At 70.3% G+C, this 18,748-nt stretch carries 14 protein-coding genes; 9 read left to right on the top strand and 5 right to left on the bottom strand.

What is annotated here, in order from left to right; genetic code table 11:
- Position 1: 1 nt before the first annotated feature.
- The 6 genes from THIARS_RS12555 to THIARS_RS12530 are packed head-to-tail and all read left to right on the top strand — an operon-like array spanning position 2 to position 7,010.
- Entirely contained in the window at positions 2 to 1,051 is a 1,050-nt protein-coding gene (locus THIARS_RS12555) for an N-acetylneuraminate synthase family protein (RefSeq protein WP_094162120.1), read from the top strand.
- Positions 1,048 to 2,199 carry a UDP-N-acetylglucosamine 2-epimerase gene (neuC, locus tag THIARS_RS12550; RefSeq protein ID WP_094161233.1) on the top strand — a complete coding sequence of 384 codons (1,152 nt, stop codon included), beginning with the start codon at positions 1,048 to 1,050 and terminating at the stop codon, positions 2,197 to 2,199. The genes THIARS_RS12555 and neuC overlap by 4 nt, the downstream gene beginning before the upstream one ends.
- A 5-nt stretch (positions 2,200 to 2,204) precedes the next feature.
- Positions 2,205 to 2,852, top strand: a complete 648-nt coding sequence (locus THIARS_RS12545) for an acetyltransferase (RefSeq protein WP_094161232.1) — start codon at positions 2,205 to 2,207, stop codon at positions 2,850 to 2,852.
- A complete protein-coding gene (locus THIARS_RS12540; RefSeq protein WP_094161231.1) occupies positions 2,849 to 4,348 on the top strand; it encodes a DegT/DnrJ/EryC1/StrS family aminotransferase in 1,500 nt (499 codons plus the stop codon). The genes THIARS_RS12545 and THIARS_RS12540 overlap by 4 nt, the downstream gene beginning before the upstream one ends.
- Positions 4,345 to 6,321 carry a UDP-N-acetylglucosamine 4,6-dehydratase family protein gene (locus tag THIARS_RS12535; protein WP_094161230.1) on the top strand — a complete coding sequence of 659 codons (1,977 nt, stop codon included), beginning with the start codon at positions 4,345 to 4,347 and terminating at the stop codon, positions 6,319 to 6,321. Before THIARS_RS12540 ends, THIARS_RS12535 begins: the two co-directional genes overlap by 4 nt.
- Positions 6,318 to 7,010: an ABC transporter ATP-binding protein gene (locus THIARS_RS12530; protein ID WP_094161229.1), complete on the top strand. Its 693-nt coding sequence runs from the start codon at positions 6,318 to 6,320 to the stop codon at positions 7,008 to 7,010. Before THIARS_RS12535 ends, THIARS_RS12530 begins: the two co-directional genes overlap by 4 nt.
- A 34-nt stretch (positions 7,011 to 7,044) precedes the next feature.
- On the opposite strand, the gene THIARS_RS12525 is transcribed toward THIARS_RS12530, so the two are convergent.
- From THIARS_RS12525 to THIARS_RS12515, 3 genes are all read right to left on the bottom strand, one after another.
- On the bottom strand, positions 7,045 to 10,137 hold the full coding sequence (locus THIARS_RS12525) for a sensor domain-containing protein (protein WP_186436676.1): 3,093 nt from the start codon (positions 10,135 to 10,137) through the stop codon (positions 7,045 to 7,047).
- Positions 10,138 to 10,275: 138 nt separating this feature from the next.
- Positions 10,276 to 12,003: a single-stranded-DNA-specific exonuclease RecJ gene (recJ, locus tag THIARS_RS12520; RefSeq protein ID WP_094161227.1), complete on the bottom strand. Its 1,728-nt coding sequence runs from the start codon at positions 12,001 to 12,003 to the stop codon at positions 10,276 to 10,278.
- Positions 12,004 to 12,009: 6 nt separating this feature from the next.
- Positions 12,010 to 13,176 carry a hypothetical protein gene (locus THIARS_RS12515; protein ID WP_094161226.1) on the bottom strand — a complete coding sequence of 389 codons (1,167 nt, stop codon included), beginning with the start codon at positions 13,174 to 13,176 and terminating at the stop codon, positions 12,010 to 12,012.
- Positions 13,177 to 13,269: 93 nt separating this feature from the next.
- On the opposite strand from THIARS_RS12515, the gene THIARS_RS12510 reads away from it, so the two are divergent.
- The 3 genes from THIARS_RS12510 (at position 13,270) to THIARS_RS12500 (ending at position 15,883) form a co-directional block, all read left to right on the top strand.
- Positions 13,270 to 14,010 carry an SDR family NAD(P)-dependent oxidoreductase gene (locus THIARS_RS12510; RefSeq protein ID WP_094161225.1) on the top strand — a complete coding sequence of 247 codons (741 nt, stop codon included), beginning with the start codon at positions 13,270 to 13,272 and terminating at the stop codon, positions 14,008 to 14,010.
- Between the two features lie 38 nt (positions 14,011 to 14,048).
- Positions 14,049 to 14,609, top strand: a complete 561-nt coding sequence (locus THIARS_RS12505) for a mechanosensitive ion channel domain-containing protein (protein ID WP_222423075.1) — start codon at positions 14,049 to 14,051, stop codon at positions 14,607 to 14,609.
- A 71-nt stretch (positions 14,610 to 14,680) separates the two neighbouring features.
- On the top strand, positions 14,681 to 15,883 hold the full coding sequence (locus THIARS_RS12500) for an IS4 family transposase (protein WP_094159105.1): 1,203 nt from the start codon (positions 14,681 to 14,683) through the stop codon (positions 15,881 to 15,883).
- Between the two features lie 370 nt (positions 15,884 to 16,253).
- Here THIARS_RS12500 and THIARS_RS12495 read toward each other — a convergent pair whose 3' ends face one another.
- Positions 16,254 to 17,609, bottom strand: a complete 1,356-nt coding sequence (locus THIARS_RS12495; RefSeq protein WP_094159249.1) for an IS1182 family transposase — start codon at positions 17,607 to 17,609, stop codon at positions 16,254 to 16,256.
- 91 nt (positions 17,610 to 17,700) lie between these two features.
- The gene (locus THIARS_RS12490; protein WP_094162118.1) at positions 17,701 to 18,690 is read right to left on the bottom strand and encodes a potassium channel beta subunit family protein; all 990 of its coding nucleotides are present in this window, start codon (positions 18,688 to 18,690) and stop codon (positions 17,701 to 17,703) included.
- Positions 18,691 to 18,748 lie beyond the last annotated feature (58 nt).

Raw genomic sequence — 18,748 nt, 5'->3', positions numbered from 1 at the left:
CATGTCACCTGACCGCGTGTTCGTCATCGCCGAGGCCGGCGTCAACCACAACGGCCGGCTGGATCTGGCGCTCGCCCTGGTGGACGCCGCCGCCGCCGCCGGCGCCGACGCGGTGAAGTTCCAGACCTTCCGCGCCGAGGACCTGGCCCTACCGGGCACCGCCACCGCCGCCTACCAGCAGGGCAACACGGGCGAGACCGACCAGCTCGCCATGCTGCGCAAGCTGGAGCTGTCCGCCGCGCAGCACGAGGCCATCGCGGCGCGCTGCGCCGAACGCGGCATCGAGTTCATGTCCACGCCGTTCTCCGAGAGCGCGGTGGACTTGCTGGTCAGCCTCAAGGTCAGGCGCCTGAAGATTTCCTCGGGAGAGATCACCAACCGCCCGCTGCTGGAAAAGGCCGCGTCCGCCCGGCTCCCCTTGCTGCTCTCGACCGGCATGGCCACGCTCGACGAAGCGCGGCAGGCCGTGGCCTGGGTGCAGGCCGCCTGGCGCCATCCCGGCCCGCCGCGGCCGGCCGCCGGCGTCGACGGCCCGCTGGTGCTGCTGCACTGCACCTCGGCCTACCCCGCGCCCGACGCCGCGCTGAACCTGCGCGCATTGCGCACCCTGGCCGACGCCACCGGCCTGCCCGTGGGCTACTCCGACCACAGTCTGGGCAACGTCGCCGCGCTGGCCGCCGCCAGCCTTGGCGCCTGCGTGCTGGAAAAGCACATCACCCTCGACCGCAAGCTGCCCGGCCCCGACCACCAGGCGTCGAGCGAACCGGCCGAGTTCGCCGCCCTGGTGCACGAACTGCGGCGCGTCGAGGCCATGCTCGGCGACGGCGTGAAAGCGCCGCGGCCGGACGAATTCGAGGTGCGCGCCGTCGCCCGCCGCAGCGTGGTCCTGGCCCAGACGCTACCCGCCGGCACCGTGCTCGCGCGCGAGCACCTGCTGCTGCGCCGTCCCGCCAGCGGCATTGCCGCCGCCGAGCTCGACGCCGTGCCTGGCCGCCGCTTGCGCGCCGACGCCGACGCCGGCACCGTGCTTCAGTGGGCCATGCTGGAATGAAGCCGCGGCGCCTGGTCTACCTCAGCGGCACACGCGCCGATTTCGGGCTGATGCGGCACACGCTGCAGGCGCTGGCGGCGCACCCGGCGCTCGATGTGTCGGTCGCCGTGACCGGCATGCACCTGGACGCCGCCTACGGTCACACGGTGGACGACATCGTCGCCAGCGGCCTGCGCATCGCCGGCCGCATACCGACCGACGTGCAGGCGCGCGACCGTGCCGGCATGGCACGCGCCGTGGCGCAAACCATGCTGGGGCTGACCGAGCTGCTCGCCGCCGATCCGCCCGACGCCCTGCTGCTGCTCGGCGACCGCGGCGAAATGCTGGCCGGCGCCGCCGCGGCGCTGCACCTGGGCATTCCCGCCGTTCACATGCACGGCGGCGAACGTTCGGGCACGGTGGACGAGCCGATGCGCCACGCCATATCCAAGCTGGCCACCTATCACTTCGCCGCGACTGCGGAATCGCGCGAGCGGCTCATCGCCATGGGCGAGGAGCCCGCGCGCGTGTTCGAGGTCGGCGCGCCGGGCCTCGATGACCTGCCGGCCGCGGGCGCCCAGCCACGCGACGCCGCCTTGCGCGCGCTCGGCCTCGACCCGCAGACAGCGCGTCCCTACGTGCTGGTGGTGTTCCACCCCGTGGTGCAGGAGGCCGAGGACGCCGCCGCGCAAACCGAGGCGCTGACGCAGGGCCTGCGCCAAGCGGGTGCCGGCGCCGATTTCGACGTGATCTGGCTGGCGCCCAATGCCGACGCGGGCTCGGACGCCATCGCCGATGCGCTGCAGGCCCAGCGCTGGCCGGGGCTCAGGCGCATCACACATCTGCCGCGTCCGCAGTATCTGGCCGCGCTGCGCCACGCCGCGGCCCTGCTGGGCAACTCGTCCTCCGGCATCATCGAGGCCGCCGGTTTCGGCACCCCGGTGGTCAACGTGGGATCGCGCCAGCACCTGCGCCAGCGCAATCCGGGCACCGCGGACGTTTCCCCGCGTGCCGAGGACATCGCCGGCGCTTTGCGCGCGGCGCTGCAGGCGGGGCGCGGAGCCGCGCACAATGTCTATGGCGACGGGAATGCCGCCGCGCGCATCGTCCAACTGCTGGCCACGCTACCGCTGTCCCCGGCCCTGCTGGCCAAGACCAACCGCTATTGAACCGCATGTCTTCCACTGAACTGCCCTTGCTCATCGTGTTCGGCGCCGGCGGCCATGGCCGCGTCGTGGCCGACGCTGCGCTGGCCAGCGGCGCCTGGCGCGGCGTGGTCGCGTCCGACCGCAACCCGGCCGCCTGGGGCGGCGAGCTGCTGCCAGGCGTGGCCATCGTCCCGCCCGCAGCCTTGGCGGATCTGCCCCGGCCCCTGGCGCTGCACGTGGCCATCGGCAACAACCCGGTGCGCAGGCAAGAAGCACACGCCCTGCGCGAGGTCGCCCCCTTGGCCAGCGTGATCCACCCGCGCGCCTGCGTGGCCGCCAGCAGCCGCATCGCCGCGGGCTGCCTGCTCACCGCGCAATGCGTGGTGGGACCGATGGCGGTGCTGGGCGAAGGCGTGATCGTCAACCACGGCGCGGTGATCGACCACGACTGCGTCATCGGCGCCTGGGCCCACATCGCCCCCGGCGCCAAGCTCGGCGGCGCCGTGGCCGTGGACGAAAGCGCCCTGGTCGGCGCCGGCAGCACGGTGCTGCGCAACCTGCGCGTCGGCGCCCACGCCACGCTGGGCGCCGGCGCCGTGGCCCTGGCCGACGTGCCGGCCGGCCAGGCCTGGGCCGGGGTGCCGGCCCGCCCGCTCGAGCGAGCCTGCGCATGAATACCGCATCCCTGCAATCCCTGTGCATCGCCCCCGGGGCCTCGCTGCGCGAGGCGCTGGCCCGGCTCGACGCCACGGCGCAAGGCGTGCTGCTGGTCGCGGACCCGGCCGGCCTGCTGCTGCGCACGCTGACCGACGGCGACCTGCGCCGGGCAACGCTGGCCGGCGTCGACGCCCAGGCCGCATTGGCCAGCCTGCCCGCGCAGCCTCCGATCTGCGCCGACTTGCGCGCCTCCATGCGCGACGTCCTGGACCTGATGGACCGCCACCGCATCGACCACGTGCCGGTGGTCGACGCCGCCGGGCGCGCGGTGGACCTCGTCACGCGGCGCGAGCTTTCGCAGCGCATCTACCTGTCCTCGCCGCACCTGGGCGACGACGAAGCCGGCCTGGTGCAGGAAGCGTTCTCCAGCAACTGGATCGCGCCGCTGGGCCCGCATGTCGACGCCTTCGAGCGCGAATTCGCGCTCGCCGTGGGCCTGCCGCATGCCGCCGCCACCAGCTCCGGCACCGCCGCGCTGCACCTGGGCCTGCGCCTGCTCGGCGTCGGAACGGGCGACGTGGTGCTGTGCTCCAGCCTCACTTTCGTCGCCAGCGCCAACCCCATCCGCCAGCTCGGCGCCACGCCGGTGTTCGTCGATTCCGAACCGGCCGGATGGAATATGTCGCCGCAGGCGCTGCGGCGGGCATTGGCCGCGCTGCGCGCCGACGGCATCCGCCCCAAGGCCGCCGTCATCGTCAATCTCTACGGCCAGAGCGCCGAGATGGACGCCCTGCTGCCGCTGCTGGAAGATGCCGGCGTGCCGGTGCTGGAAGACGCTGCGGAATCGCTCGGCGCCACCTATCGCGGCCGCCCGAGCGGCAGCTTCGGCCGGCTCGCGGTGTTCTCGTTCAACGGCAACAAGATCATCACCACATCGGGCGGCGGCATGCTCGCCGGGCGCGACGGCGACCTCATCGCCCATGCGCGCAAGCTCTCCACGCAGGCGCGCGAGCCGGCGCGACACTACGAGCATGTCGAGGACGGCTACAACTATCGCCTGAGCAATGTGCTGGCCGGCATCGGCCGCGGTCAGCTGCGCGTGCTGGAGCAGCGCGTGCAAAGCCGCCGCGCGGTGCATGCGCGCTACCGCGCGGCGCTGGCCGGCATGGACGGCGTGCGCTGGATGGAGGAGCCGCAAGGCCACCGCTCCACGCGCTGGCTGTCGGCCTTCACCCTGGACCTTCCCGAAGCCTCGGCGCGGCGCGACGCCCTGCTGGATTTCCTCGAGCGCCACAACGTCGAGGCGCGCCCGGTGTGGAAGCCCATGCACCTGCAACCGCTGTATGCCGGCTGCCGCTATTTCACCCACGCCCCTGAGCGCGACGTCAGTGCCGCGCTGTTCGCCGGCGGCATCTGCCTGCCCTCGGGCTCGAACATGACGGCCGCGCAACTGGATCGGGTGTGCGAGCTCCTGGCGCGCGGGCTGGAACTCGCGGCGCACGCGACGACATGAAGCTCGGGCGCCGCACCACCAGCCGCATCGGCTGGCAACCTCCCTTGAGCGACGCCGCCGTCGTCGCGCTGGCCTGGCTGGCTTCCTTCGTCTTCCGCTTCAGCCTGTTCAGCAACAACGCGCCCGCCAATATCGTCCACATCGTCGTCTTCAGCCTGCCGCTGGCGGTGGCCGTGTGGAGCGCCTGCCTGCTGGGTTTCGGCGCCTACCGCACGCCCTGGCGCTACACCAGCCTGCCCGACGTGCGGCGCCTGGCCACGGCGGCCGGCGTGGCCGCGCTGGCGCTGGCGGCGGCGCTGCTGATCGCCCGGCTGCCGAATTTCCCGCGCTCCATCGTGTTCATCCATCCGCTGCTGGCGAGCGTCGCGCTGCTGGCGCTGCGCCTGGCCGCGCGCATGCGCGCCGAGCGCACCAGCCTCGGCGCGCTGCGCGAAAGCGCCCAACCCCTGCTCGTGCTCGGCAGCCTGGACGATGCGGCGCCGGTGCTGCAGACCCTGCGCGGCAGCCATCAGTGGCGGGCCGTGGCCATCTACAGCCCGGTGCCGGCCGAGGCCGGGCGCAGCCTGCAGGGCATGGATGTGCTGGGTCCTCCGCTCAAGCTGGGCGCCGCGGCCCAGCAACTGGGGGCGCGCCATGCCCTGGTGGCGGGAGCCGCAGGCTCGGCCGCGCGCCGCCTGCTGCTGGAGCAGGCCAGCGATGCGCGCCTGGCCCTGCTGACCCTGCCGCGCGCCGACGACTGGCTGCACGCCGGACCCGCCGGCGCGAACGCGGCGCCGCGCAACCTGGAGCTCGACGACCTGCTCGGACGCGAGGCGGTGCAGCTCGACGTGCGCGGTCTGTCCGAGCTGCTGGCCGGGCGCTGCGCCCTGGTCACCGGCGCGGGCGGCTCGATCGGCTCGGAGCTCTGCCGCCAGCTCGCCCGCTTCGGCGTGGGCAGGCTGGTCTGCCTGGACGTGTCCGAGTTCGCGATCTACCAACTCGAGCAGGAACTCAAGGCGCGCCACCCCGAGCTGCCCATCGTCTACCTGACCGCCAATGTGCGCGAGGCCGAGCGCCTGCGCCAGCTGTTCGGCGCGCACCAGCCGGCCGTGGTGTTCCACGCCGCCGCCTACAAGCACGTGCCGCTGATGGAGGAGGACAACGCCATCGAGGCGGTGCGTACCAATGTGCTCGGCACGGTCAACGCGGCGCGCGCGGCGGCGGCCTGCGGCGCGCGCCGTTTCGTGCTCATCTCCACCGACAAGGCGGTGAACCCCACCAACGTGATGGGCGCGAGCAAGCGCCTGGCCGAACGCGCGCTGCAGGCCGTCGCACGCGAACACCCGGACACTCGCATGGTGGCGGTGCGCTTTGGCAACGTGCTGGGGTCGAGCGGCAGCGTGGTGCCGCGCTTCGCCCAGCAGATCGCCGCCGGGGGGCCGATCACGGTGACGCATCCGGACATCGTGCGCTATTTCATGACCATCCCCGAAGCGGCCCAGCTCGTGCTGCAGGCCGGGCTGATGGGCGAAAGCGGCGAGATCTACGTGCTCGACATGGGCGAACCGGTGAAGATCGTCGAGCTTGCGCGCCTGATGATCCGCCTCTCGGGCAAGACCGAGGACGAGATTCCCGTGGTGTTCAGCGGCCTGCGCCCGGGCGAGAAGCTGTACGAGGAACTCCTGGCCGACGACGAAACCACCCTGCCGACGCCGCATCCCAAGCTGCGCGTGGCCCGGCACGCCGACGCCGACACCCAGGCGCTGGACCTGGCCGCGCTGGGCCGCGCCATCACCCCCGCCGATTCGGCCCCCGGCCCTGCCCTGCCGCGACCCGAGCCCGGCGGCGATGCGGTCAAGGCGCTGCTGGCGACGCTGGTGCCCGAATACCGGCCGCAAATCCGGCCCGCCCATCCTGCGGCCGCCGCTTCCTCCTTCACCCCATCTCCCGCCCCGGCCGCCAACCAGCCGGACCGGGCCCGAACCCATCCATGAATCCACCCATCCTCACCGCACGCGACGTGCACAAGCGCTTCAATGGCGGCCCGCAATCCGTCGAGGTTCTCGCCGGCGCCAGCCTGCAGGTGGAGGCGGCCCAGTCCTTGGCCATCACCGGCGCCTCGGGCTCGGGCAAGAGCACCCTGCTGCACGTCCTTGGCGGGCTGGATCGTGCCGATGCCGGCAGCATCAGCGTCTGCGGGCGCGACTGGACCGCGATGTCCGCGGCCGAACAAGGCGCCTGGCGCAACCGCTGCGTGGGTTTCGTCTACCAGTTCCACCATCTGCTGCCCGAGTTCACCGCGCTGGACAACGTCATGATGCCCCTGCGTATCCGCCGCGAACCGGCCGCCGCGGCCCAGACCCAGGCCGCCGAGATGCTGGGCCGCGTCGGCCTTGCCGCACGCATCCACCACAAGCCGGGCGAACTCTCCGGGGGCGAGCGCCAGCGCGTCGCCGTGGCACGCGCCCTGGTCACGCGCCCCGCCCTGGTGCTGGCCGACGAACCCACCGGCAACCTTGACGCCGACGCCGCCCAGGTGGTGTTCGATCTGTTGCTGCAGTCCGCGCGCGACCACGGCACGGCCCTGGTGCTGGTGACGCACGACCACGATCTGGCGGCGCGTTGCGGCACCGTGCTGCACCTGAGCAAGGGCCGGCTGCGCCCGCCCGGGGACTTCGCCTGACGCCTGCCGCGGCACGCCTGCCACCCCTGCGGATTCAATCGCCCGACGTGCGCAGATAGTCGCCCGCGGCGCGCAGGAAGTGATCGAGCGCGGATTGGATCATGCCGCCGTCGGCATCGGCGCCGGCGGCCAGCCACTCCCTGAACATGGCATGCAGATCGGCATGCGCCAGCACCAGCGGATGCTGCTCGCCAAGGCCGGCTTCCTGCAGCCATTGCCCGATGACGCAATCCTGGGGATCCATGCTCGTCGACAGGGTGGACAGCAGTTCGGGGCGGCTGCTCGCGATAAGCAGATCCATGTCCAGGCCGACCAGTCGATCCGCGATGCGCGTGAGCAGGCCGCGCGAGGACGATTGCACCCGTTGCGGCCAAGCGGCCAGCCAGTCGCCCAAGGCGTCGGCGGGCATCGGCATGGCGATGCCGAAACCCTGCGCCTGCGGCACGCGCAGGGCACGCAAGGCCTCGACGATGTCCTCGGTTTCGGCACCCTCGGCGACGAAGTCCACCCCCAGGCTGCGCGCCAGCTGCGCGAGGCTTTGCACGAAGCGCAGGTCCTGCGGACGCTCGGCCAGCCCGCGGATGAAGCTCTGATCGAGCTTGATGATGTCGATCGGCAGCTCTTTCATGCGCAGCAACGACGAGTAGGCGCTGCCGATGTCGTCCAGCGCGATGCGGCAGCCGAAGGCGCGCAACTCGGCCAGGCTGTCCTGCGCCGAGGCGAAGGACAGAAAATCGCTGTGCTCCAGGACCTCCAGCACGATGCGCCTGGCGGGAAAGCCATGCACCACGACGGTGTCCTTCACCACGGCGAGCGCTTCGCCCGAAGCGAGATTCACCGGGTCCACGTTCACCGCGACGTTCAGCTCGACGCCAAGCGTGCGCTGCCACCGCAGGGCATCGGTCACGGCCTGGTTGAGCACCGCGGACGTGAGGGAGATGAGGCCGTCGCGGCCGAGCTGGTGAATGAAGTCCAGCGGCGGAATCAACTGCCCCGCGCCATTGTCCAGCCGCGCCAGCGCCTCGACCTCGACGACGCGCCCGCTGGCCAGTTCGACCACCGGCTGGTAGTGCACGCGCAAGCCCCCGGCGGCAAAGCGCTCGCGCACCAGGCGCAGGTGGTTGAAGTGGTCGCGGTCGATCGCCGGCTGGTACACGCGCCAGAACGGCGCGTCGAAGCTGCGCGGCTGCTGCTTGATGGCGTACAGCGCCTGATCGGCGTGGCGCAGCAGTTCGTCGGGTTCGCTGGAGTCGTCGGGGTAGATGGTGATGCCGAGGCTGGCCTGGATGTGGACGATGCGCTCACCGCCCGGCAGGGACACCGGCGCAGCCACGGCCTTGCGAACCCGATCGAGCATGGGCGCGAGGTCTTCGCGCGCGGCCATGCCCTGCAGCACCAGCACGATTTCGTCGCCGCCGAGCCGCGCCACCGTGTCGGACGAACGCACCGCCTCCACCATCCGCGCCGCCACCGTGCGCAGCAGCGCATCGCCGGCGGCATGGCCGTAGTTGTCGTTGATCTGCTTGAAATCGTCGAAATCCAGAATGCCCACGGCGATGAAACCACCCCGCGCGTCCACCTGGGACAAGGCCTCCTCCAGGTGCAGACGCAGGCCGCGCCGGTTGAGCAGCCCGGTGAGGGGGTCATGTTCGGCCAGCCAGGAGATATGCCGGTGTTCCTGTTGCAGGCGACGGCGCAGGTCGAAGGCGTCCAGGCCGTGGCCGACCAGGCGTGCGACGCGTTCGAGCAGTTCCAGCACGGCCGGCGTGAAGACGCCGACCTGGCCCGACACCACGCCCAGCACCGCCCAGCGGTAACCGCCGCGGAACACGGGCGCGATGGCGACCGAGCGCACGCCGGCCTGGCGCATCGGCTCGCGATATTTCTCGTAGCCGGGCTCGTTCAGATAGTCGTTGCTGAACTGCAAGCTCTTGCTGTTCCACACCCGGGCCGCAAGGCTCCGCTCGGCATCCTCGCCCGTCACGTTGGGCCGGTACCAGTCTTCGCCGATGCCCATGCTGCCGGCCTGGGCCAACAGATCCATCTCTCCCCGCGGTCCGGCCCGCCCGACGAGGGCGGCGCCGAACAGGCCGCTGGCCGTCAGGCGGACGCAAGCCTCCTGCAGCATGTCGGTCAGATCGGTGGCCTGCAGCACCAGTTCCTCTTCGGCCAGCAGGGCGCGATACAGGCCCTGCGTGCTCTCATGCTCGGCCTCGAGGGCATGACGTTCGGTGACGTCGGTGATCAGGCCGACGAAGTGGCTCACGGCGCCCGTTTCGTCGCGCACCGGCGCCAGGCTCAGCGCGTTCCAGAACGGGCTGCCGTCGGCGCGAACGTTGCGCAATTCCACGCTGCAGCTGCGCCCCTCGCGCAGCGCGGCGCGCACCTCCTCCATCGACGCCTGAGGCGGTTCGCCGCCCTGCAGGAAGCGGCAGTTGCGGCCCATGGCCTGGGCCTCGGTGTAGCCGGTGATGCGCGTGAACGCCGGATTGACGTACACCAGGGGGAAGTCGCGCGCGCGCGCGTCGGCCACCGTCACGCCGACGTCGGTGGCTTCGATCGCCGCCTTGAGCATCTGCAGCGACTGTCCCTGCTGGCGCAGCTGGTGCAGCAGGCGTACGCGCCCGAGCTTCAGGCTCAGCACGGCGTGCAGATGCCAGACCAGGCGCTGATTGTGGATCTGCGCGAAAAACCGGGGCTCGCGGCTGTAGAGCGCCAGCAAATCGCGCCGCCCGTCCGGTCCCTGCAGGGGTAGGGTCACCGAACCGAGCCAGCCGGCCTTGGCCCCCTGCGCCTGCCAGGTCTGGGTTCGCGGATCGTGCACCCAGTCCTCGACGATTTGCGGCAAACCCGTGTGCCAGGCCTGTGCGGCGGGGCCGAGGGATTCCAGCGGGCCGTCCATCGCAATGTGGATGCTGCCGAGATAAGCCTCCATCCCCTGCCCCGCCACGGCGTCGAACACCAGTTCGCCATCCTTTTCGCGATGACCCAGCCAGACGCCGTCGAGTCCGGCGCGCCGCAGCAGGAAGTCCATCAGTTCGGGATAGAGGATGGCTTCCTCGTCGGCGCTAAGCAGCAGTAAATCCAGCTCCGTGGCAATGTTGGCGTGCAGGAGTGCTTCGCGCACCGTTTCCTTCTGCGCTCCATCCGCCAAGTTGCCTTCAGATTCATGTTTCTGCATGGCGGTACAGCATAGCCGTAAACATCGGCACGAGGGGTATTTTTGTCATGGCGATGATGGCGCCATGACAAAGTCGCCAGGCGCTCAATCCGCCTCTTCCACCGCTTCCAGCACCATGCGCACCTGGGTGCGTCCCTGCCAGGTGTTGGTGTCGAGCCGCCAGGCGACGCGGGCTTGCGCGGGCAGGAAGTCGCTGCGGTTCCAGGCGACCAGTTCGCGCGTCGCGCCCGCGCCTGCCGGCACGTCCAGCAGACGGACGCGGGCTTTCATGTGGCGCTCGCCCAACTGCCCCTGGTGCAGCACCTCGACGCGGCTGGCGAACACCGGGGCCGCGAAACCCTGGCCCCAGACCTGGGCCTGCAAGAGCTGCGCGACCTCGGCGTCGAACCATTGCGGCGCCAGTTCGCCGTCCACCTCCAGCTTGCGCGCCAGCAGCGCGGGCGACAGCCCGTCCCGCGCCACGGCCTCGAACGCCGCGGCGAAGCGGTCGAAACCGTCGGCCGGGATGGTGCAGCCGCAAGCCGCGGCATGGCCGCCGAAGCGCAGCAACAGGCCGGGCTCGCGCTTGGACACCAGGTCCAGCGCGTCGCGCAGGTGGAAACCGGGGATGGAACGCCCCGAACCGCGCAAACAGCCGTCCGAGCCCGGGGCGAACACGAAGCTGGGCCGGTGATGCAGCTCCTTCAGGCGTCCGGCGACGATGCCGACCACGCCCTCGTGCCAGCCCGGCGAGAACAGGCTGATCGACGCCGCCTCGCCACTGCCCTGAAGCTGGATCTGCGCCAACGCCGCCTGGGCCTGCTCGCGCATCTCGCCTTCGATGCCGCGGCGTTCGCGGTTGATGGCGTCCAAGGTCTGCGCCAGTTGCATCGCGCGCGCGGCGTCGTCGGTGATCAGGCATTCGATGCCCACCGTCATGTCGGCCAGACGCCCGGCCGCATTGATGCGCGGTCCCAGGGCGAAGCCGAGGTCGAAGCTGCTGGCCTGGCCCGGCTCGCGCCCGGCGGCGGCGAACAGCGCGCGCACGCCCGGCTGCATGCGGCCTTCGCGCATGCGCTTGAGTCCCTGCGCCACGAGCAGGCGGTTGTTGGCGTCGAGCTTGACCACGTCGGCCACCGTGCCCAGCGCCACCAGATCGAGCAGATTGTCCAGGCGCGGCTGGGTCGCGGCCGAGAACGCCCCGCGTGCGCGCAGTTCGGCGCGCAGCGCCAGCAGCACGTAGAACATCACCCCCACGCCAGGCAGGTTCTTGCTCGGGAAAGTGCAGCCCGGCTGGTTGGGATTGACGATGACCTCGGCATCCGGCAGGCGCTCGCCGGGCAGGTGGTGGTCGGTGACCAGCACGCGCATGCCGAGCTCGTGCGCCCGCGCCACGCCATCCACGCTGGCGATGCCGTTGTCCACCGTGACGATCCAGTCCGGGCGCCCACCCGGCTGCGTCGCCACCAGGTCGGCCACGGCGGGCGACAGGCCGTAGCCGGTGGTGAAGCGGTTGGGCACGACGTAGCCGACGCGCGCGCCCATCAGCGCCAGGCCGCGTAGCCCGACGGCGCAGGCGGTGGCGCCGTCGCAGTCGTAGTCGGCCACGATGCACAGCCGCTCGCCGCGGGCGATGGCATCGGCCAGCGCCCGTGCCGCCTGCTCGGCCCCCTTCAGGGCGGCCGGCGGCAGCATGGCCGCGAGCTCGGGCTCCACCTCGGCGGGGTCGCGCACGCCGCGCGCGGCGAGCAGCTGCGCCAGCAAGGGATGAATGCCGGCGCCTTGCAGCTGGTGCACGACGCGCGGCGGGGCGTCACGGGAGATGAAGCGCACGCCGGGCTACACCATCGCAAGTAGGACCTGGGCATCGGCGCGGCGCCAGAACTGCCAGCGTCGCGTCTTGCGCAGCTCGAAGGCGATCCAGTGCCTGTCGCCCGCCAGCACCACCTGGGCCGCGTCGTGCGACTGCAGCGCCGCGTCGATGGCGCTGGCCGCCTCGGCATCCAGCGCCGTGATCGCCGCGCCCAGGGTCCGGGGATCGGCCGGATGCAGCGCCGCGGGTTGCAGCACGCGCAGCGGATGCGGGTGCTGGCTGGGCAACAGGTGCGGCAAACCGGCCGCGACGGCGGGCAGCCAGGCGGTGGCGCCCGCGACCGCCGGATGCGCCTCGCGCAAACGCCGGGCCACGCCCAAGTTTTCTGGGCCCCCACGGGGGGCCGGGCGATGTGCCGCCCCCGGCGCGCCCAGCACGAAGGGATTGCGCAGATCTTCAGGCAGCACGCCGCAGCCATGCAGCCACAGCGCGTTGACCACAGCCCGGCCGGCCTGCGCGCGCGCCTCGTTCACCGGGTGGTACTGCCACAGCATCTGCATCTCGGTGAGCAGCTGGCGCCAGGCCCTGGCCGGCGTGCCGGCCGGCATCCAGGACGCCACGTTGCGGCCGACGGCGCGCGAGGGATCGGCCGTCACCACCTCGGCCAGGCTGGCATGCGCCACCAGCCAGCGCGCCGGATCGCGCGCATCCAGCAGCCAGCCGGCGTCGCGCAGCAGGGGCTGAACCGTCTCCAACAAGGCTCTCGCTTCGCCCGGCGTGATCTGCAAGTCGGCCGGATCGGCCAGGCTCAGGCTCTCGCGCCCCAGTTCCAGGTGCACCGGCAAGGCCAAGCCCCAGGCCAGGCCGCGCAAGTCCTGCCCGGCGCCCAGCGCGGCCAGCGCGCCCCAGGGCGCCCGTTGCGGGGCGGGCGCTGCCTGCGCGGGATCGGGTTTCGCGCCGGCCATGGCCGGGCCCGGAGCCGCAGCGTGCGCGGCTTGCAGCCCGAGCGACGCACACATCCAGCGCTCGGCAGGGCTCAGCCAGGCGGCTTCCGCATCCTCGCGCGCCGGCTCCCGGTGGGTCATCTCGGCAAGGCGCAGCAGGCGGCTCAGGCGCGGCATGGGGCTTGACGCCAAGGCCTGCCGCAGACCGCCGCCCCCGGCCGGGCCCGTGTCGATGAGGATGGTGTGCATAGTCGGATTATCCGTCGGGACGTTGCCGCGCGGCCTGCAAGCCGCTGGCGCGGCACTTAGGATGGCGGGCATGCAAACCCACGCCAGTACACCATGACCACCCACAAAGTCGCCGTCGTCACGGGGGCATCGTCCGGCATCGGCGAGGCCACGGCCCGCGCCCTCGCCGCGGCGGGCTACACCGTTTATCTGGGCGCGCGCCGGCTGGACCGCCTGCGCGCCATCGCCGCCGACATCGGCGGCCACGCGCTGGCGCTGGACGTCGCCGATGCGGCGTCGGTGCAGTCCTTCGCCACCGCGCTCCCTGCCCATGTGCACGTGCTGGTGAACAACGCCGGCGGCGCCCTGGGCCTGGCCCCGGTCGCGGAGTTCGACGAGGCGCAGTGGCTGGCCATGTTTCAAAGCAATGTGCTGGGCCTGGCCCGCATGACCCGCGCCCTGCACGGGCGGCTGCTCGCCTCAGGCGACGGCCATGTGGTGAACATCGGCTCCATCGCCGGCTTCGAAACCTATTCCGGCGGCGCGGGCTACACCGCAGCCAAGCACGCGGTGCGGGCCATCAGCGAAACCCTGCGCCTCGAATGGCTGGGCCAGCCCATGCGCGTGACCGAGATCGATCCCGGCCTGGTGGAAACCGAGTTCTCGCTGGTGCGCTTCGCGGGCGACGCCGAGCGCGCGAGCAAGGTCTACGCGGCTACCCGCCCGCTGACGGCCGGCGACATCGCCGACGCCGTGGTCTGGGCCACGACCCGGCCCGCGCACGTGAACGTCGACCAGATCGTCATTCGCCCGACCGACCAGGCCCGCGCCGACAAGGTGTTCCGGCGCGGCTGAGGCCGCGAGGCGGCTGCGCTCCCCAGAGGCCCGTTCCGATGCCCGATTTGCAAGCCACGTTCACCGACCTGATCCACCCGGACACCCTCGTCGGGCACGCCCTGCCCAGCCTGATCCTGCTGGTCGCGGGCATGCTGCTGATCGTCGTCGCGCGGCATTACATCCGCCGCCTTTGGAATGTCACCGACGGGCACCTGCCGCTGAATCCCGCTTCGCGCAAGACCATCGAACGCCTGCTCGTGAGCCTACTGTGGCTGTTCCTGGCCCTGGTTCTGCTGCGCTTCTGGGGCATCGACGTGTCGTCGATCTGGTCCACCATCGTCAGCCTGCTGGCCGTGGTCGGCGTCGGCCTGCTGGCGACCTGGACCATGGTCAGCAACATCACCGCCCGGCTGTTCGTGCTGATCTGGCGTCCCTATCACCTCGGCCAGCAGATCGAAATCCTGCCCGAGAACCTCAAGGGCCGGGTCATCGACACCGACCTGATGTTCACCTGCATCGAACAGGACGACGGCCAGGAAGTCATTATCCCGAACAACCTGTTTTTCCAGCGCATCATCCGCCGCGCGCCGATGCGCGGCCGCGCCGGCAAGCCCTAGGCCCAATACTGTTCAGATAGCAGGCAATCAGTCATAATTCATCCTCATCGAGGTGTCGATGAGGATGAGGCATGGCCAGGACACGCAAGGCGTTACCGGCCCAGGTTGACGTGGCACACCTGATCAGCGCGGGGGTTTTGGCCAGCGTTTGTCCGCGGGCGCTGATCGAGGAGGTGCTAAGCGAGACAGGCCGAGCAAGCCAGCGCGAGCGTCTTCTTCCAGCGCCGGCGGTGGTGTACTACGTGATGGCGTTGGCGCTGTGGCGGGAGGCGCCGCTGGAGGAGGTTCTGCGCGTCGTTTGCGAGGGCCTGCAATGGCTCGGCGATAGCCGGGCTGGTGCAGTCCAGGCCAGCAAGTCGGCGATTTCGCAGGCGCGCACGCGGCTCGGTGCCGAGGTCATGCATCAACTGGCTGATCGGGTGTTGCGGCCGCTTGCAGCGCCCGGGGCACCTGGAGCTTGGTATCGCGGGCTGCGCGTGATGGCTTTGGATGGCAGCGGCATGGACGTGGCGGACGAGGCGGCCAACGCCTCTTACTTCGGCTACCCGAGTGCCACACGCGGACAGAGCGCCTTTCCACAGGCCCGGCTGCTGGGCTTGGTCGAGTGCGGCACCCACGCCGTTGTGGCCGCCGACATCGGCCCCTACAGCCAGAGCGAACGCGTCATGGCGAGCCGACTGCTGCCCCAGAAGTTGACAGCAAACATGCTCGTGCTTGCCGACCGCGGCTTCTACGGATTCAAGCTCTGGCAGATCGCGTGCGCCACCGGTGCCAAACTGGCATGGCGAGTGCCGTCTACGAGCAAACTGCCGATTGAAAAAGCGCTGCCGGACGGCTCCTATCTCAGTACGGTGTTCGACAGCGACGATCGCAGGAGCGAGCGCGTCGGGCAAACGATTCGGATCGTCGAGTACCTGTTGACCAACTCCGCCACGCCAACACAGGACAGCTACCGATTGGTCACCAACATCCTGGATCCCGAGGATGCTCCGGCGCTCGAGCTGGCGGCGCTCTACCACGAACGCTGGGAAGTCGAGAGCGTCTTCGCCGAATTCAAGACGCACCTGCGAGCCAACAGCACCGTCCTGCGAAGCAAGACACCGGAACTGGTGAGGCAGGAACTTTGGGGACTGCTTCTGGCGCACTTCGCGATTCGCCAAATCATGGCGCAAGCCGCCTGGCCACGCGGACTCGATCCGGATCGCTTGAGCTTCACCCACGCAGTGCGAGTGATCAAGCGAAAAATGCCGCAGGCCGCGGCCATTCCCCCCTGAGCGACTGCCTTGCTGGCGCGACGCCTTGTTCGAGGAAATCGCCCGCGGTCGCTGCGTGAGCAGCCGAGGTCGGACCAACCCGCGCGGCGTCAAACGCAAAATGAGCAACTACAACCTCCGACATCGCGGAGAGGTACTCCATCAACACCATCAGCCAACACCAATCCTACGTATCTGAACAGTATTGGCCCTAGGAGACCGTCGGACTTAAGCCCGAGGGGCGGGTGGCGGCGGCGAGCGGCGCGGTTTTTGCGTGACCCGGCACGCCGCCAGCGTCTTCATCACTTGCACAGGCTCCTGGGCGGCCCGTTGGGGCGCGTAGCAGGTCGTGCGGTGGGGCGTGATCTGGGCGCACTTCCCCCTTTGCTCGTCACCTGGCGCGCAGCACATGCATGCGCTTGATGTTCCAGGCCATGGTCACGAGGTTCCACTCGCCTTGCGCCTTGTGCAGTCCGCGCATGCTCATCTGACGCCAGCCCATGACGTGCTTGATGATGCCGAACACGGGCTCGACGGTCTGCTTGCGCAGTTTGTACAGCGCCCGGCCTGCCTGTGTGGACAGGCGGTGGGCCATGTTGGCGACCGGCTCCGCAGTTCGCGGCGCGTCGGGGTCGGGCCCAAACCGTTCGGCCAGTGGCACGTGATGCGACTCGCGCTTCATCGCCAGCAGCGGCTCGATTCCCGCCTGCACGCAGGCGACCACGTTCGCCTGGCTGCAAAAGCCGTTGTCGGCGACCAGGGTCTGCACGGTGCCCAGCGCCTCGGGCAACGCCGCTATCTGCTCCAGCGTGGGCACCACTTCGCGCTTGTCATTGCAGGACTGCGTGACGTGCGCGGTGACCACCATCATCGTCTCGATGTCCACGCCGGCTTGGGCGTTGTAGCTCTGCTCGAAGCCGCCGCCGGACACCGGCATGATGCGCGACTCCTCGTCCGTCAGGTTGACCTGGTCGCCGTCCTGGGGACCGGCCTGGGGCGGCTCGGGATCCCGCCCGCGCGGCTTCTTGCCAGCCTCGCGCTGGGCGCGGCGCTTGGCCTCTTTGGCCTCAAACTCCTGCTGCTCCGCCTTGAATCGTTCGGCGGCGCGTTGCGCAATCTTGGCCTTGGCCTGCGCGATGGCGCGCAGACGGTCCTCGCGGCGGGCAATCTCGGCGGGCACATCCATGCCATCGGGCGCGCTGGATCCATCATCCTTCTCCGCCCGCGCCAACAGGTCCTGGACTTCCTGGCGCAACTGCGCCTCGATCTTGTTGGCATGACCCCACGACAGCGCCTTGTGCTTGCTCGCGTTGGCTCCAATCTTGGTGCCGTCCAGCGCAATGTGACCGAGCTTGAGTAACTTCATCTCGCGCGCCAGCACCAGCACCTGCACGAACAGCGCCTCGATCTCCTTCAGAAAGCGCCGACGGAACGTCGCCAGCGTGTCGTGATCGGGATGCGTATTGGCCGCCACAAAGCGGAACGCCACCGAGTCGTAGGTCGCGCGTTCGATCTTGCGGCTCGAATGCACCCCGTTGGCATACCCGTAGATCAGCAGCCCCAGCAGCACCGCAGGGTGATGCGCGGCAGAGCCACGGCCCGCGTACTGCTTGACCAGATCGTCCAGATCAAGCCGATCAATCACTTCGACCACAAAGCGCGCAAGGTGATCACTGGGCAACCACTCGTCCACCGAAGGCGGCAGAAGGTAGGCCGTGTCTCGATCAACACAAACAAAGCGGCTCATCGCGAGGAACTCCTCAATGCACTGTCGCCATTGTCTCGGATTGATCCATCAGGCGTAAGCCTGGAAAGTCCGACAGCCTCCTAGGCCCGCGTCATTCGGCCAGCCCGGCGGTGATGGCCTCGATGCGTTGCACGACCTCGGTCGAAAGCTTGGGCAGCACCGCCAGCGCGCCGAGGTTCTCCTGCAATTGCGCCAGCCTGGACGCGCCCAGGATCACCGTGCTCACGCGCGGATTGCGCGCCACCCAGGCCAGGGCCAGCTGCGCCACGCTGCAGCCGAGGTCCTGGGCCACGGCGTCGAGTTCGCCCACCGCGGCGTTCTTGCGCGCGTCCAGCAGCCCCTCGCGCAGGAAGGACAGGCTCTGGATCGCGCCGCGGCTGCCGGCGGGCACCCCTGCGCGGTACTTGCCGGTGAGCAGGCCCGAGGCCAGCGGACTCCAGGTGGTCAGCCCGAGGCCGATGTCGGCATACAGCCGCGCGTACTCCTGTTCCACGCGCTTGCGGTGGAACAGGTGGTATTGCGGCTGCTCCATCACCGGCTTGTGCAGGTGGTGGCGCTCGGCCACCTCCCAGGCGGCGCGAATCTCGTCGGCGCTCCATTCGCTGGTGCCCCAATAGAGCGCCTTGCCCTGCTCGATGACGTGGTGCATGGCCCAGACGGTTTCTTCCACCGGCGTGTGCGGATCGGCGCGGTGGCAGAAGATCAGGTCGATGAAGTCGAGCTTCAGCCGCTTGAGGCTGCCGTCCACTGCCTGCAGCAGATACTTGCGGTTGAGGGTGTCGCGGCCGTTGATGCGCGGCGCGTCGGGCGTGCCGCGGTCCAGGCCCCAGAAGAACTTGCTGGACACGATGTAGTCCAGCCGGTTCCACCCCAGCTGACCCATGACCTGGCCCATCAGGGTCTCGCTCTCGCCGTTGGCGTACACCTCGGCGTTGTCGAAGAAGTTGACCCCGGCGTCGCGCGCCGCGGCCATCATCTCGCGCACGCCGGAAGCATCCACCTGGTTGTGGAACGTCACCCACGAGCCGAGCGACAACAGGCTGACTTGCAGGCCGCTGCGGCCGAGGCGGCGGTAGGGCATGGGCATGGTGGCGTCGTTCATCGGGAGTGTCCTCCGGGTTGTGGCAGGACCCTCAGCA

The organism is Thiomonas delicata (genome assembly GCF_900088825.1).
Taxonomy (GTDB): Bacteria; Pseudomonadota; Gammaproteobacteria; order Burkholderiales; family Burkholderiaceae_C; genus Thiomonas_A; species Thiomonas_A delicata.
This window is presented reverse-complemented; position numbering and strand designations above follow the sequence as displayed.